Genomic DNA, 14,360 nt, shown 5'->3' with positions numbered 1-14,360 from the left:
GGTGTCAGGTCAGCGCGTCGGCCAGGGGACCTGGGGCGACCGGTAGTAGCGGATGCCGAGGGCGTCCCAGCGCGGGCCCTGCGCGGCCAGGCGCGCCTTGTAGGCGTTCCAGTCGTGGCGTGCCGCCGGTGACCAGCCCAGCTCCGCCGCTCCGGCGAGCCGCGGGAACGCCATGTACTCGATGTCGGCGGAGGTCTTCAGGGTCTCCGACCACAGCGGCGCCTCGACGCCCCTGACCGCCGAGGCGGGAACCCCGGCGAGGTAGGCGCCCGGGTCCCAGTCGTAGGACCGTCTCACCTCCACCAGGCCCGCCCACTTGGTGCCCGGCACGGTGTCCCGCGTGTACTTCATGTCCAGGTAGACCCGGTCGGCCGGGGACAGGATCAGCCCGGTGCCGTTCCGGGCCGCCTCGGCCACCCGCGCCTTCTCCGCCGCGGCGGTGCCGTCCAGGCCCCAGTACTGGGCGAGGGCGCCCTCGGCCGGGTGGGCGCCGGTGAGCTGGTGCCAGCCGACGACCGTCTTGCCGTACCCGGCGACGACCGGCTGCACGCGGTCCATGAACGTCACGTAGTCGGCGTGGGCGGTGGAGTGCGCCTCGTCACCGCCTATGTGCAGATAGCGGCCGGGGGTGAGGGCGGCCAGCTCCCGGACGACGTCGTCCACGAAGTCGTAGGTGATCTCCCTGGGCACGCACAGCGAGCTGAAGCCCACCTTGGTGCCGGTGTACAGCGGGGGTGCCACCCCGTCGCAGTTGAGCCCGGCGTAGGAGGCCAGGGCCGCGTTGGTGTGGCCGGGCATGTCGATCTCGGGCACGACCTCCAGATAGCGGGAGGCCGCGTACCGGACGATCTCCCGGTAGTCGGCCTTGGTGTAGTGACCGCCGCGGCCGCCGCCGACCTGGGTGGAGCCGCCGTAGGAGGCCAGCCGCGGCCAGGAGTCGATCGCGATGCGCCAGCCCTGGTCGTCGCTGAGGTGCAGATGCAGTTCGTTGATCTTGTAGAGGGCCAGCTGGTCGATGTACCGCTTGACCTGGGCGACCGTGAAGAAGTGCCGGGAGACGTCCAGCATGGCGCCCCGGTAGGCGTAGCGGGGGCGGTCCCGCACGGTGCCTCCGGCGATCTGCCAGGGGCCGCGCTGGACCGTCCTCCTCTCGACGGCCGGCGGCAGAAGCTGACGCAGGGTCTGGACGCCGTGGAAGAGCCCCGCGGGGGTGCGCGCGGTGAGGGTGACCCCGTCGGCGCCGCTGTGCAGCCGGTAGCCTTCGGCGCCGAAGTCGTCCCCGGTCAGCCGGAGTCGGATACCGCCGGCGCCCCGTTCGGTGACCGGCAGCGGATAGCCGGTGGAGGGGCGCAGGATGCCGGCCAGGTAGGTGCCGACGCGGCGGACCTCGGCGGAGCCGTCGACGCGGATGCCGGTCGCGCGGGTGATGCGGTACGGCGTCCCGCCCGGGGAGACCGAGGCGGGTGCCGGGACCACCCGGTCCAGCGGGACCGTGGTGGCGGCCCGTGCCTCGGGGGCCGCGCCGAGGGTGGAGACGCCGGCCGCGGCGAGCAGCAGCAGGGATCCGAGGACGCGGGGGGTTCGGGGAGTCGTGCTGTGGTTCCGTCTCACATGCGCTCCCTTCGGAGGGGGTCGACCGTCAGACGTGGTCGAGACCACTGTCCCGCAGATCGGGTGAAACAATCCCCGCATGGCGGAAATCATCCAGAAGGACGGCACCTGGATCCTCGACAACGATGCCGTGCGCATCACTCCGGGCCGGGACAGGAGCGTGGGCCTGCTCCGCCGTGAGCTGGGCGAACTCGTCGTGCCGTTCCGGGCGTTGGCGGGGATCTCCGTCGAGCAGGGCAAGAAGTCGGGGCGGCTCAGGCTGCGGCTGCGCGACGGCGCGGACCCCCTGCTGCAGGCCACCGGCGGCCGGCTCGCCGAGGCCCAGGACCCGTACCGGCTCACCGTCGAGCCCGACCGGTACGGCGTCGCCGAGTACCTCGCCGACGAGGTGCGCAACGCCCTGTTGCTGGACGGGATTTCCGCGGACCCGGTCGACGGGTACCTGCTGCCGGGTCCCGCGTTGCCGGTGTCCGCCTCGGCCGGGGACGGCACGGCGGGCTTCGACGGGGAGCGGGTGCGGCTGGAGTGGAACTGGAAGACGGAGGAGGCCAAGGCGTCGTCCGGCCCCCGCACCATCCCGCTCGCGGACGTGAGCGGTGTGGAGTGGCAGCCGGCGGCCGGCCTGGAGAACGGGCACCTGCGCTTCCTCGTGCACGGCGCCCCGGTCGCCGCACCGCCCAAGTACGACCCGAACGCCGTCGAGCTGTGGGGCTTCAAGAGGGATCCGCTGATGGCCCTGGTCGCGGCGGCGGTGCAGGCACGCCTCCCGCACCCCACGGCGGCGGCGCGGGCGCGCCTGTCCCGACCCGTGGCGCCGGAGCCGGAGGCACGGCGGAGCCTGCCCCGGCCGGCCGGGGAGCCGGCCGGGGAGCCGGCCGGGGAGGATCACGACGCGCTGCTGCGCCGGCTGCGCGAGCTCGGCGAGCTGCACCGCGACGGGGTGCTGACCGGGGACGAGTTCGCCCTGGCCAAGCAGGCGGTCCTCAGGCGGATGTGAGGACCGCCCGTCTCCGGGACGGCTACTTCGCCCTGCGGGACACCGTGAAGTGGTCGATGCGGTTGCCGGTCTCGGCGATGCCCGACACCGTCAGCGTGGTCTGACGGCCCCGCGGCGCGGGCGTGACGTCCACGCGCAGGAAGGAGTAGTCGAGGTAGCGCACCCGGGACCAGCCGACGGTCTCGTTGACCTTGCCGTCCTTGGTGTTGACGAACGAGGCCACGGAGTCGGTCTCGTGCTCGTGGCCCTCGTAGGAGTCCGGAGCGGTGAAGGCGTACAGGCTGCGGCCCGCGGCGCCCGCGGTGACGTAGACCACGCCCTCCGTCTCGGGGTAGGCCGTGCCGCCGATCGGCAGCTTCTTGGTGACCTTGTCGCCCTTGATGACGTCGGTGCGCTCGTACTGGTGGTTGTGGCCGTTGATGACCAGGTCCACCGTGTACTTCTCGAACAGCGGCACCCACTCCTGGCGCACGCCCCCCTCCGAGGCGTGCGCGACGGAGGTGCAGTAGGCGCAGTGGTGGAAGAAGACGACGATGAAGTCGATGTCCTTCGACGCCCGGTACCTCTTCAGCTGGGTTTCCAGCCACTTGGTCTGAGTTCCGCCGGATATGCCCAGGTTTGCCGGGATCTCGAAGGAGACGTCGTTGGCGTCGAGCGAGATGACCGCGGTGTTGCCGTAGGAGAAGGAGTAGACGCCCGGCAGGTTCTCCCGGTCGGGGCCGTTGTCCGGGAGGGTCCAGCGGGCGTCCTCACCGCCGTAGCCGCCCGGCGAGTACCAGGCCTCCATGTCGTGGTTGCCGTACGACGGCATCCACGGGACCTGCTTGGCGACCGACTCGGTCTGGTGCAGGAACTGGTCCCAGGTGCGCGAGTCGAAGCCGGTGTCGGTGGTCTTGCCCTGGCCGGCCGGGTCGCCGTAGGCGATGTCGCCGGCGTGCAGGTGGAAGGCCGGGTTCTGGCCGAGGATCAGGGCGTTGTTGGCCAGGCCGTGATAGCCGACACCCTCGTCACCGAAGGCGGTGAAGGTGAACGGCGCCTTGTGGGCCGGGGCGGTGGTGAAGGTGCCGAGGGTGCCCAGCAGGTGCGGCTCGGCCGGGTCGAAGCCCTGGTGGCCGACGCCGTAGTAGTACGTCCTGCCGGGGCGCAGGTGGGTGAGCTGGGCGTGCAGGTAGTACTGGGTGTGGTCGCCGCCGGCGCCGACACCGGCCGGGGTGTGCAGGGTGCGCACCTCGGCCTCGATCTTGCGGGAGAGGTCCCACGGGTGGGCGCCGACGCGGATGAACGGCTTCTGCACGGCGACCGGCACCTGCCAGGAGACCGTGATCTCGGTGCGCGGGTCGTTGCCCCAGGCCAGGTGGCGGCCGAAGGGGGCGACGAGGGCGCCGTCGACCGACTCGGCGGAGGAAGAGCCGCGCTGCGTCGGCACGGCGGCCTGGGCGGTGGCGCCCGGCACGAACGCGCCACCCGCGACGGCGCCCAGCGTGACGGCCCCGCCCCGGATCATGGTGCGCCGCGAGAACCTGGCGCGCAGGTACTCATGCTGCTCGGCCATGCTCATGCGCGCGGCCAGCTTCTCGGGTACTCCCATACGAGGTATGTCCATGACGTCTGAAACTCTTCGGTTCGGGCGACGAGACGCAGGACACAGGATGGACGGTGCGCGAACAGAGCACCATAAGAGTTTCAACAGGGGTCTGCCCGAAATCGGGCACGATTCTTGCGAAACCGGCTCCGGTGCTCCAGGATCTACCGGGTGCACGACGAACTCCTTGATCACCTGACGCGGTCCACCGCCCTGAGCCGGGGCGAGGCGCTGCGGGTGGTCCAGGACGTGCTCGCCTTCTTCGACGAGACGACCCAGGAGTTCGTCCGTCGCCGCCACCGCGAACTGCAGGCCCAGGGCCTGGTGAACGCGGAGATCTTCGAACGGATCGAGGCGGACCTGAAATACCGGGCGGTGGCGCCGCCGGAGCTGACGCTCAGGCAGCTGCGCCGCATGGTCTACGGCTGAGACCAGCCGGACCGGACCAGCGACAGCCAAGGGATACCTCTATATATGTGCGGAATTGTCGGATACATCGGGAAGCGTGACGTCGCCCCTCTGCTCCTGGAGGGTCTGCAGCGGCTGGAGTACCGCGGCTACGACTCCGCGGGCATCGTCGTCACCTCCCCGAAGACGCCCGGTCTGCGGATGGTGAAGGCCAAGGGCCGGGTGCGCGACCTGGAGGCCAAGGTCCCGGCGCGCTTCAAGGGCACCACCGGCATCGCCCACACCCGCTGGGCCACCCACGGCGCCCCCTCCGACGTGAACGCCCACCCGCACATGTCGGCCGACAGCAAGGTCGCCGTCGTCCACAACGGCATCATCGACAACGCCGCGGACCTGCGCCGCAAGCTGGAGGCGGACGGCGTCGAGTTCCTCTCCGAGACCGACACCGAGGTCCTCACCCACCTGATCGCCCGCTCCCAGGCCGAGAAGCTGGAGGACAAGGTCCGCGAGACCGTGCGGCTGGTCGAGGGCACCTACGGCATCGCGGTGATGCACGCCGACTTCAACGACCGCATCGTGGTGGCCCGCAACGGCTCCCCCGTCGTCCTCGGCATCGGCGAGAAGGAGATGTTCGTCGCATCGGACATCGCCGCCCTGGTCGCCCACACCCGGCAGATAGTGACGCTGGACGACGGCGAGATGGCCACGCTCAAGGCCGACGACTTCCGGACGTACACCACCGAGGGCACCCGTACCTCGGCCGAGCCGACCACCGTGGAGTGGGAGGCGGCGTCGTACGACATGGGCGGCCACGACACGTACATGCACAAGGAGATCCACGAGCAGGCCGACGCCGTGGACCGCGTGCTGCGCGGCCGCATCGACGACCGGTTCTCCACCGTGCACCTCGGCGGCCTCAACCTGGACGCCCGCGAGGCCCGGCAGATCCGCCGCGTGAAGATCCTCGGCTGCGGCACCTCGTACCACGCGGGCATGATCGGCGCCCAGATGATCGAGGAGCTGGCCCGCATCCCCGCCGACGCCGAGCCGGCCTCCGAGTTCCGCTACCGCAACGCGGTGGTCGACCCCGACACCCTGTACATCGCGGTCTCCCAGTCCGGTGAGACGTACGACGTCCTCGCGGCCGTCCAGGAGCTGAAGCGCAAGGGCGCCCGCGTCCTCGGCGTGGTCAACGTGGTCGGCTCCGCGATCGCCCGCGAGGCGGACGGCGGCGTCTACGTGCACGCGGGCCCGGAGGTCTGCGTGGTCTCCACCAAGTGCTTCACCAACACCACGGTCGCCTTCGCGCTGCTCGCCCTGCACCTGGGCCGCACCCGCGACCTCTCGGTGCGCGACGGCAAGCGGATCATCGAGGGCCTGCGCAAGCTGCCCGAGCAGATCAACGAGATCCTCAAGCAGGAAGAGGAGATCAAGGAGCTGGCGGAGGCCTACGCCGAAGCCCGCTCGATGCTCTTCATCGGCCGCGTCCGGGGCTACCCGGTGGCCCGTGAGGCCTCCCTGAAGCTCAAGGAGGTCTCCTACATCCACGCCGAGGCCTACCCCGCCTCCGAGCTGAAGCACGGCCCGCTGGCCCTGATCGAGCCGGCCCTGCCCACGGTCGCCATCGTCCCCGACGACGACCTGCTGGAGAAGAACCGCGCGGCCCTGGAGGAGATCAAGGCCCGCTCGGGCAAGATCCTTGCGGTGGCGCACCAGCACCAGGAGAAGGCGGACCAGACGGTCATCGTCCCGAAGAACGAGGACGAGCTGGACCCGATCCTGATGGGCATCCCGCTCCAGCTCCTCGCGTACCACACGGCGAAGGCCCTCGGCCGCGACATCGACAAGCCCCGAAACCTCGCGAAGTCGGTGACGGTGGAGTAGAACGCACCTCTCAGGGGCGCGGGGCTGTGTTCGACATGCGGCTCCGCCGCGTGGGCGCGAGCAACCCCCACGTACCCGCACAGGCGCGACAACAGAGCGGACCCCCACGTGGCCACCAAGCACGCGGGGGTCCTTCTCATGCCGCTGAGGTTCAGCCGGTGGCCGTCACCCCCCGGCCGGCGGCACGCCGAGGAAGCACCGTCGGCCAGTGCGCCACCGCCGCCGTCGCCGCGTACCAGGCCACCGCACCGGAGGCGACCGCGACCCAGCCGCCGGCCTTCGCGAGAGCGGAACTGTCGGCGAAGGCCGCGACGGCCAGCACCAGCATCGCCAGGAACAGCAGCCCGTGCACGACCTGTCCGAGACCGTCCCCGCCCGCGAGGGTCAGCGTGAGGGCCACGAGGGCGAACAGGAGCAGGAAGAGACCGGCCGCGTCGGCGGACGAGTGACCGCCGACCGCCCAGGTGAACCACAGGGCCCCGAGGGCCACGAAGCCCGTACCGGAGACGCCGTCACCGCCACGGAAGGCCAGCAGGCCGACGAGGAACAGGGCAACTCCGCCCACGTAGTGGGCCACTGAGACCGCGTCGGACGCGGCCACGCCGTCGATGACACCGGTCGTGCCGAGCCCGAACGCCAACAGGGTTATCCCCAGGGCGAGTCGGCCGACCACGGTGGTGCTTCCGCTTCCCGCGGGAACTTCGTTGTCCACGGCGGGCTCCCTTCGTGCTGTGCAGTTGCGCGGTGACCGGTATATGCCCTTCACAAGGGCACAAACCACCTCTACGCGCGAGTAGTTTCGCGTTGCACAAAGGGAGTTGACGGAGCGTGAGGAGACGGGGAACCCGGGATCGCGTCAGGGAATGACGATCACGGGCCGCTGCGCCCGCTTGGCGAGCCGCCCCGCGACGGAGCCGAAGATCCGCCCGACGATGCCGTGCGTGGAACCGACGACGATCGCGTCGGCCTCGTACTCACGGCCGACCTCCTCGAGTTCGTGGCAGATGTCGCCGCCCCGCTCGACCAGGATCCACGGCACCTCGGCCAGATAGTCCGCACAGGCCAGCTCCAGCCCCAGGACCTCGGTGCGGTGGTCCGGCACGTCGACGAAGACGGGCGGCTCGCAGCCCGCCCACACGGTGGTGGGCAACCGGTTGGCGACATGGACGATGATCAGGCCGGAGTGGGAGCGGTGAGCCATGCCGATCGCGTAGGCGAGGGCGCGCTCACTCGAGGTGGAGCCGTCGAAGCCGACGACGACTCCGTGCCGGAAGGCGGGATCGCAGGAAGGGCGTGACTCTTCCGCCGCCAGGGGATCGGCCGCCGTGGGATCGGCGACCGGCCGCTTGCGGTCCGCGGGTTCGAAGAATTCGTGACCGGCCATGACTGTCTCGGCGTTGTGATCCTTTATGGGGGGACGACAGAGTGCGGCAGAGCTGTGTCCGGGAAACACCTTCCCAAGCCCATACCCCCAAGGGTACGGCGGCACGCCTCCTGAGCCCAGATACCGCGCACGCTCCGTGAGCGGCCCCCCGACGTCCGTAGGGGTTCACCGGAGCATGCACGAGCCGCGCCCGTAACGCAATGGTTGCTGCCCCGTACAGGCGGTTTGCGCAGGGTTCACAGTGGTACGGCCGGTGACCGACCGGTCGAACGGACGTTGAACCGGGGTGAGCCACCGCCCCAGGGAGTACGAGATGCCCGGACGCCGATCCAGCAGCGACCCGCACCCCGCGCCGGACACCGCGAGCGATGTGATCCGCTGGGCCGTGTTCAGCTGCGTACTCGTGCCCGTGGTCCTGGTCTGGTACGGCACCTCGCTGGCCGGCGCCACCGGAACCGCGCTGGGCCTGGCCGCCGTCACGGCGCTGTGCCGGCTGCTGCTGCGCCGCTCGGAGCGGTGCGCCGGGCGTTGCGCGACGCAAAGAGGCGGACGTCACACGCGGGGGCGTACACCGGTCGACTGACCTGTTTCCGCACCTTCGAACGCTGGTTTTCAGCCAACTTCTGGATATCGGCCAGGAGGGGTCGGAAGCACCCCTCAACCCCCGTTCCACCTGCACGGAAAGGGTCCAGGGGCCGCTGCGCACCCTACGCGGTTTGGCCACTGCGACAAGGCGCACTTCCCTGCACGGCTCACGAGTGCAACGCTTCGTGATCGAATGCTTCACGCCAAGTTGTCATGTCGACAATGTCCGGCGTGTCGAACTGGTCACCGCGGGATCGCGGGAGCCAGTAAATTCGATCTTGACTGTCGTACGGCGGGGGACTCGTGCAGGACCGAGGGGAAACGTGCAGGAGCGACACAACCGAGGAGCCGCGACCACCGAGGGGGGCTTAGCAGTATGAGCCACGACTCCACTGCCACGCCGGATGCCGCGGCCCGGAAACTTTCCGGGCGACGCCGCAAGGAGATCGTCGCGGTGCTGCTGTTCAGCGGCGGCCCCATCTTCGAAAGTTCCATTCCACTGTCGGTGTTCGGGATCGACCGCCAGGACGCCGGCGTGCCGCGCTACCGCCTTTTGGTGTGTGCCGGTGAGGAAGGCCCGCTGCGGACCACAGGGGGCCTCGAACTCACCGCACCACATGGGCTGGAGGCGATCTCACGCGCCGGGACGGTCGTCGTACCGGCCTGGCGTTCGATCACTTCGCCACCACCGGAGGAAGCGCTCGACGCGCTGCGCCGGGCACATGAGGAAGGTGCCCGCATCGTCGGGCTGTGCACGGGCGCGTTCGTGCTCGCGGCGGCCGGACTGCTGGACGGCCGCCCGGCGACCACCCACTGGATGTACGCGCCGACGCTGGCCAAGCGCTATCCGTCGGTGCACGTCGATCCGCGGGAGCTGTTCGTCGACGACGGCGACGTGCTCACCTCGGCGGGTACGGCGGCCGGAATCGATCTCTGTCTCCACATCGTGCGGACGGACCACGGCAACGAGGCGGCCGGCGCGCTCGCCCGGCGCCTGGTGGTCCCGCCGCGCCGGGCGGGCGGCCAGGAGCGCTATCTCGACCGGTCTTTACCCGAGGAGATCGGCGCCGACCCGCTGGCCGAGGTCGTCGCCTGGGCGCTGGAACACCTCCACGAGCAGTTCGACGTGGAGACACTGGCGGCACGCGCCTACATGAGCCGCCGCACGTTCGACCGCCGGTTCCGCTCGCTGACCGGAAGTGCTCCGCTGCAGTGGCTGATCACGCAGCGGGTGCTGCAGGCGCAGCGGCTGCTGGAGACGTCGGACTACTCCGTGGACGAGGTGGCGGGCCGGTGCGGGTTCCGCTCCCCCGTCGCGCTGCGCGGGCACTTCCGCCGCCAGCTCGGCTCGTCACCCGCCGCCTACCGGGCCGCCTACCGGGCCCGCCGGCCGCAGAGCGACCGGCCGGGTGAGGTGGAGCCCTCGGTGCCGGCGCCCGGCCAGCCGGGCATGCCCCCGGGCCTGACCGGTCCCGGGCCGGTGCCTCCGCCGGCCCTGCTGCACGACCACCGGGACGGCGGGGTGCCGATGCAGAGCCGCCGGGCCGCGGCCGGCGCGGTGGGCCTGCTGCCGGGGCCGCGCAGCGGCAGCTGAGCGGCGGACGGACGAAGGAGCGAAGGGGGCGGAGCCGGACTCCGCCCCCTTCGCCGTGCCCCGGCGCCGACAAGGTCGCCGCACGGTCGGTCCAGCTCAGCGCGGCTCGCCGTAAGGTGAGACACATGAACGATCGCATGGTGTGGATCGACTGCGAGATGACCGGCCTCTCGCTGTCCGACGACGCTCTCATCGAGGTGGCCGCCCTCGTCACCGACTCCGAGCTGAACGTACTCGGCGAGGGGGTGGACATCGTCATCCGCCCGCCGGCCCGGGCCCTGGAGACGATGCCGGAGGTGGTGCGTCGGATGCACACCGCGTCCGGGCTGCTCGCCGAGCTGGAGAACGGCACGACCCTCCAGGACGCCGAGGAGCAGGTGCTGGCCTATGTGAAGGAGTACGTGAAGGAGCCCGGCAAGGCGCCGCTGTGCGGCAACTCGGTGGGCACCGACCGGGGCTTCCTGCTGCGGGACATGGCGACCCTGGAGGACTACCTCCACTACCGGATCGTCGACGTGTCCTCGATCAAGGAGCTGGCCCGCCGCTGGTACCCGCGGGCGTACTTCAACAGCCCGGAGAAGAACGGCAACCACCGGGCCCTCGCCGACATCCGCGAGTCGATCGCCGAGCTGCGCTACTACCGCGAGGCCATCTTCGTGCCGCAGCCCGGCCCGGACTCCGACACCGCGAAGTCGATCGCCGCCAAGCACGTCCTGCCCGCGCAGTAGCCGTTCGCGCGGGCTCCCCGGAGCCCGCTCCGCGGCCCGCGCGAAAACGTGTGCGCGAGCACCCCTTCTGACCCTGTAGACTTCTTCTCGGCCGGTCGGGGAAACGACAAGTTCCACCGCCGGTCATGGTGGGTGTAGCTCAGCTGGTAGAGCACCTGGTTGTGGTCCAGGATGCCGCGGGTTCGAGTCCCGTCACTCACCCTGAGTCATCAGCCGGTGACTTCGTCGCGAGACGGGGTCACCGGCTGATGCGTTTTCGCCCCGCCGGGGCCGCCCCGCAGCGGCACCTCCTTCACCAGCAGCGCCAGCGCGAACGCCACCGCGCACACCCCGGCGACCGTGAGGAAGACGTGCCGCGTGCCGGTGGCCACCGCCTGCCGGTACGCCTCCCCCGCCGCCGTGGCCGGCACCGCCCGGGCGAACAGCGAGCCGAAGACCGCGACACCCAGCGAGCCGCCCAGCGTGCGGAACAGGTTCGTCGCCGCCGAGGCCGCGCCCATGTCCCGCAGTCCGACGCTGTTCTGAGCGATGGTCGTGGCCATCTGCATGGTGAAGCCCAGCCCCAGGCCGAGCAGCGCCATGGCGCATCCGGCCGTGAGCCGGGAGGTTCCGGTGTCCATCGTCGCGAGCAGCAGCGCGCCCGCCGTGAGCAGCAGGGTGCCGAGCACCGGGAACACCTTGTACCGGCCGGTGCGGGACATCACCTTGCCCGCGAGGTGGGAGGCGAGGACCACCGGGAGCATCATCGGCAGCAGGAGCAGACCCGAGTCGGTGGCCGTGGCACCCTGCACCGTCTGCTGGAAGAGGGGCAGGTAGAGCGCCGAGCCGAACATCACCACGCCGACCGCCGCCAGCAGGCCGACACCGAGCGGGAAGTTGCGGTGTCCGGTGAAGACGCGGGGCGGCAGCAGGGGTTCGGGGGACCGCCGCTCCACCAGCACGAAGCCGGCCGTGCCGAAGACGGCCACCGCCCACGCCGGCAGCACCTGCCAGGACGTCCAGGCGTACGTCGTACCCGCCCAGGTCGCCGCGAGCACGGCCGAACCGATCGTCACGGTCAGCACGGTGATGCCGGGCCAGTCGATGCGCGGCCGGGACGGCCGGGCCGGCGCGGGCAGCCGCAGCAGCAGCTGCACCCAGATCAGCGCGGCCACGCCCAGGGGCAGATTGACGTAGAACGCCCAGCGCCAGCCGAGGTGTCCGGTGACGAATCCGCCGACCAGCGGTCCGCCGACCACGCCGACGGCCATCACGGTGGCGGTCATGCCCTGGTACCGGCCGCGCTCGCGGGGCGGCACGAGGGTGCCGACCAGGGCGAATCCCCCGGCGGCGAGGCCGCCCGCGCCGATGCCCTGAAGGGCCCGGAACTCGATCAGCTGCGCCATCGAGTGGGCCGCGCCGGCGAGGAGCGAGCCGAGCAGGAAGACCGTGATCGAGGCCTGGAAGGTGAGCTTGCGGCCGTGGAGGTCGCCGAGCTTGCCCCAGATCGGGGTCGCTATGGCGGTGGCCAGTGTGTAGGCCGTGACGACCCAGGAGATGTGCTCGAACCCTCCCAGGTCGCGGACGATCGTCGGCATCGCGGTGCCCACGATGTTGTTGTCGAGCATCGCCAGCAGCATGGCGAGCATGACCCCGAGCAACGTCCGGCGGACGTTGGTGACAGGCATGACGAAGTGCTCCTTCCGGAGTGGGGGGTGGGAACGACCCCAGAAAAGCACACCGACTCACTAAGTGCAACGAGTCAACTTTTTGGGCGAGGCAACCAAGCCGGGTAGGCTGGCCGGCATGAGCGAGACGACGAGTGCCGGGCGACAGGGGCCGGCCATGGGCCGCCGCGAACGCAAGAAGGCCGCGACCCGCCGGTCACTGGCGGACGCGGCCCTGGAGCTGTTCCTGGAACACGGCTTCGACCAGGTGAGCATCAGGGACATCGCGGAGGCGGCGGACGTCTCCACCACGACCCTCTTCAAGCACTTCCCGAGCAAGGAAGCGCTGCTCTTCGACTTGGACGCGGACGTGGAACAGGCCCTGGTCGCGGCGGTGCGCGAGCGGGAGCCCGGAACACCGCTCCTGACGGCGCTGCGCACGCACATGCTGGGCACCCGGGCCGTCAAGGCGGAGTACGGCGAGCAGATCGCGGCCTTCGAGAGGCTGGTCAACAGCACACCGGCGCTGGTCGAATACCACCGGCGCATGTGGATGCGGCACGAACGCGCCCTCACCGAGGCGATCGCCGCCGACACCGGCGCCCCCGCCGACGACCCCGTCTGCGCGGCCCTGGCCCATCTGGCCCTGGAGGCCCGGGCCCTGGCCGGCGGCGCCGCCGACCCGGAGGCCGCCGTCAACGCGGCGTTCGACCTGCTGGAGCGGGGCTGGGAGGCGGCCCGCCCGGACGCCGGACGGGCTTCCTAGGACCGCCGGAACGCACCCGGCGGACTGCGGACTGCGTCAGGAGGACGCCCGTACCACCAGCTCCGTGGCCAGCACCGCCTGACGGCGGTCCGGCCCCTGCGACGCGGCCGGGCGGCGGTCGGCGATCTCCGTGAGCAGGAGGTCGATCATCGCGCGGCCCATCTCCTCGATGGGCTGGCGGACGCTGGTGAGCGGCGGGTCCATGTGGCGGGCGATGGCCGAGTCGTCGTACCCGACCAGGGCGACGTCGTCGGGGATGCGGCGGCCCGCCTCGCGCAGCACCTGCCGGGCGCCGGCCGCGGTCACGTCCGAGCCGGCGAAGACCGCGTCCAGGCCGGGGCGGCGTTCGAGCAGGGCCGTCATCGCGCGGCAGCCCCCCTCCTCGGTGAAGTCGCCCGCTTCGATGAGGAGTTCGTCCACCTCCTGACCGGCGTCGCGCAGGGCGTCGCGGTAGCCGGAGACGCGGCGCTGGGCGCCGTAGACGTCCAGCCGGCCGGTGATGTGCGCGATCCGGCGGCGGCCCCGGCCGAGCAGGTGCTCCACCGCCGAGCGGGCGCCGCCGTAGTTGTCCGAATCCACCGAGGTGAGCGGCTCGGCCGCCGAGCGCGGACCGCTGATCACGGCCGGGATCTCCAGCTGGGCCAGGAGATCGGGCAGCGGGTCGTCGGCGTGCACCGAGACCAGCAGGACGCCGTCGACGCGGTGGGCCGCGAGGTACTGGGCCAGGCGCTGCCGTTCCCGGTCGCTGCCGGCGAAGATCAGCAGCAACTGCATCTCGGTGTCGGCGAGTTCCGCGCCGACCCCGCGCAGCATGTCGGAGAAGTACGGCTCGGCGAAGAACCGGGTCTCCGGCTCGGGGACGACCAGGGCGATGGCGTCGGTGCGGTTGGCCGCGAGGGCGCGGGCCGCGGTGTTGGGAACGTAGCCGAGCTCGGCGACGGCCGCCTCGACGGCGGCACGGGTGGCGTCGCTGACCCGGGGCGAGCCGTTGATCACCCGGGAGACCGTGCCCCGCCCGACCCCGGCCCGGGCGGCGACCTCCTCCAGGGTGGGCCGCCGGCCGCCCCGGCCTCTCACACCGTTGCCTGCCATAGTCGCCGCCTTCCGCTCACCGCCGTCTGGCCAGGAATGTAACAGCCGTGGCGGCGGCGCCCCGGATCCCGCGGGCGACGGCC

Annotated in this window: 13 protein-coding genes and 1 tRNA gene; 8 read left to right on the top strand and 6 right to left on the bottom strand. The window is 71.2% G+C overall.

The window, feature by feature from the left end; all coding sequences use genetic code 11:
- Positions 1-9: 9 nt before the first annotated feature.
- On the bottom strand, positions 10-1,611 hold the full coding sequence (locus tag FHS34_RS01120) for a beta-N-acetylhexosaminidase (protein WP_225817715.1): 1,602 nt from the start codon (positions 1,609-1,611) through the stop codon (positions 10-12).
- Positions 1,612-1,690: 79 nt separating this feature from the next.
- On the opposite strand from FHS34_RS01120, the gene FHS34_RS01115 reads away from it, so the two are divergent.
- The gene (locus FHS34_RS01115; RefSeq protein WP_184958609.1) at positions 1,691-2,608 is read left to right on the top strand and encodes a DUF4429 domain-containing protein; all 918 of its coding nucleotides are present in this window, start codon (positions 1,691-1,693) and stop codon (positions 2,606-2,608) included.
- 22 nt (positions 2,609-2,630) lie between these two features.
- Here the strand turns inward: FHS34_RS01115 and FHS34_RS01110 are convergent, their stop codons facing one another.
- On the bottom strand, positions 2,631-4,196 hold the full coding sequence (locus FHS34_RS01110; protein WP_184961262.1) for a purple acid phosphatase family protein: 1,566 nt from the start codon (positions 4,194-4,196) through the stop codon (positions 2,631-2,633).
- 165 nt (positions 4,197-4,361) lie between these two features.
- Here FHS34_RS01110 and FHS34_RS01105 point away from each other — a divergent pair, with 165 nt between their 5' ends.
- Positions 4,362-4,619, top strand: a complete 258-nt coding sequence (locus tag FHS34_RS01105; protein ID WP_184958607.1) for a hypothetical protein — start codon at positions 4,362-4,364, stop codon at positions 4,617-4,619.
- Between the two features lie 45 nt (positions 4,620-4,664).
- On the top strand, positions 4,665-6,482 hold the full coding sequence (glmS, locus tag FHS34_RS01100; RefSeq protein ID WP_184958605.1) for a glutamine--fructose-6-phosphate transaminase (isomerizing): 1,818 nt from the start codon (positions 4,665-4,667) through the stop codon (positions 6,480-6,482).
- 151 nt (positions 6,483-6,633) lie between these two features.
- Here glmS and FHS34_RS01095 read toward each other — a convergent pair whose 3' ends face one another.
- Positions 6,634-7,194 carry a GPR1/FUN34/YaaH family transporter gene (locus FHS34_RS01095; RefSeq protein ID WP_184958603.1) on the bottom strand — a complete coding sequence of 187 codons (561 nt, stop codon included), beginning with the start codon at positions 7,192-7,194 and terminating at the stop codon, positions 6,634-6,636.
- 144 nt (positions 7,195-7,338) lie between these two features.
- Complete coding sequence (locus FHS34_RS01090) at positions 7,339-7,866, bottom strand: universal stress protein (protein WP_053710488.1); 528 nt, start codon at positions 7,864-7,866, stop codon at positions 7,339-7,341.
- 313 nt (positions 7,867-8,179) lie between these two features.
- Here FHS34_RS01090 and FHS34_RS01085 point away from each other — a divergent pair, with 313 nt between their 5' ends.
- The 4 genes from FHS34_RS01085 (at position 8,180) to FHS34_RS01070 (ending at position 10,974) form a co-directional block, all read left to right on the top strand.
- On the top strand, positions 8,180-8,449 hold the full coding sequence (locus tag FHS34_RS01085) for a hypothetical protein (RefSeq protein ID WP_184958601.1): 270 nt from the start codon (positions 8,180-8,182) through the stop codon (positions 8,447-8,449).
- Between the two features lie 378 nt (positions 8,450-8,827).
- Positions 8,828-10,045, top strand: a complete 1,218-nt coding sequence (locus FHS34_RS01080) for a helix-turn-helix domain-containing protein (RefSeq protein WP_184958599.1) — start codon at positions 8,828-8,830, stop codon at positions 10,043-10,045.
- Positions 10,046-10,170: 125 nt separating this feature from the next.
- Positions 10,171-10,773 (top strand): oligoribonuclease, encoded by a 603-nt coding sequence (orn, locus tag FHS34_RS01075; RefSeq protein ID WP_184958598.1) that lies wholly within the window; start codon positions 10,171-10,173, stop codon positions 10,771-10,773.
- Positions 10,774-10,901: 128 nt separating this feature from the next.
- Positions 10,902-10,974, top strand: a tRNA-His gene (locus FHS34_RS01070).
- 8 nt (positions 10,975-10,982) lie between these two features.
- On the opposite strand, the gene FHS34_RS01065 is transcribed toward FHS34_RS01070, so the two are convergent.
- Entirely contained in the window at positions 10,983-12,440 is a 1,458-nt protein-coding gene (locus tag FHS34_RS01065) for a DHA2 family efflux MFS transporter permease subunit (protein WP_184958596.1), read from the bottom strand.
- A 118-nt stretch (positions 12,441-12,558) separates the two neighbouring features.
- On the opposite strand from FHS34_RS01065, the gene FHS34_RS01060 reads away from it, so the two are divergent.
- The gene (locus FHS34_RS01060; protein WP_225817714.1) at positions 12,559-13,185 is read left to right on the top strand and encodes a TetR/AcrR family transcriptional regulator; all 627 of its coding nucleotides are present in this window, start codon (positions 12,559-12,561) and stop codon (positions 13,183-13,185) included.
- A 36-nt stretch (positions 13,186-13,221) separates the two neighbouring features.
- On the opposite strand, the gene FHS34_RS01055 is transcribed toward FHS34_RS01060, so the two are convergent.
- The gene (locus FHS34_RS01055) at positions 13,222-14,277 is read right to left on the bottom strand and encodes a LacI family DNA-binding transcriptional regulator (RefSeq protein ID WP_184958594.1); all 1,056 of its coding nucleotides are present in this window, start codon (positions 14,275-14,277) and stop codon (positions 13,222-13,224) included.
- Positions 14,278-14,360: the final 83 nt, after the last annotated feature.

The organism is Streptomyces echinatus (assembly GCF_014203595.1).
GTDB lineage: Bacteria > Actinomycetota > Actinomycetes > Streptomycetales > Streptomycetaceae > Streptomyces > Streptomyces echinatus.
Note: the sequence above shows the minus strand (reverse complement) of the source record. Positions and strands in the feature narration are given on the sequence as shown.

What these genes read in the sequence shown, in the direction of transcription:
- FHS34_RS01115 (WP_184958609.1), top strand. Translation starts at nt 1,691, where the DNA reads ATGGCGGAAATCATCCAGAAGGACGGCACCTGGATCCTCGACAACGAT.
- FHS34_RS01110 (WP_184961262.1), bottom strand. Translation starts at nt 4,196, where the DNA reads ATGGGAGTACCCGAGAAGCTGGCCGCGCGCATGAGCATGGCCGAGCAG.
- glmS (WP_184958605.1), top strand. Translation starts at nt 4,665, where the DNA reads ATGTGCGGAATTGTCGGATACATCGGGAAGCGTGACGTCGCCCCTCTG.
- FHS34_RS01090 (WP_053710488.1), bottom strand. Translation starts at nt 7,866, where the DNA reads ATGGCCGGTCACGAATTCTTCGAACCCGCGGACCGCAAGCGGCCGGTC.
- FHS34_RS01085 (WP_184958601.1), top strand. Translation starts at nt 8,180, where the DNA reads ATGCCCGGACGCCGATCCAGCAGCGACCCGCACCCCGCGCCGGACACC.
- FHS34_RS01080 (WP_184958599.1), top strand. Translation starts at nt 8,828, where the DNA reads ATGAGCCACGACTCCACTGCCACGCCGGATGCCGCGGCCCGGAAACTT.
- orn (WP_184958598.1), top strand. Translation starts at nt 10,171, where the DNA reads ATGAACGATCGCATGGTGTGGATCGACTGCGAGATGACCGGCCTCTCG.
- FHS34_RS01065 (WP_184958596.1), bottom strand. Translation starts at nt 12,440, where the DNA reads ATGCCTGTCACCAACGTCCGCCGGACGTTGCTCGGGGTCATGCTCGCC.
- FHS34_RS01060 (WP_225817714.1), top strand. Translation starts at nt 12,559, where the DNA reads ATGAGCGAGACGACGAGTGCCGGGCGACAGGGGCCGGCCATGGGCCGC.
- FHS34_RS01055 (WP_184958594.1), bottom strand. Translation starts at nt 14,277, where the DNA reads ATGGCAGGCAACGGTGTGAGAGGCCGGGGCGGCCGGCGGCCCACCCTG.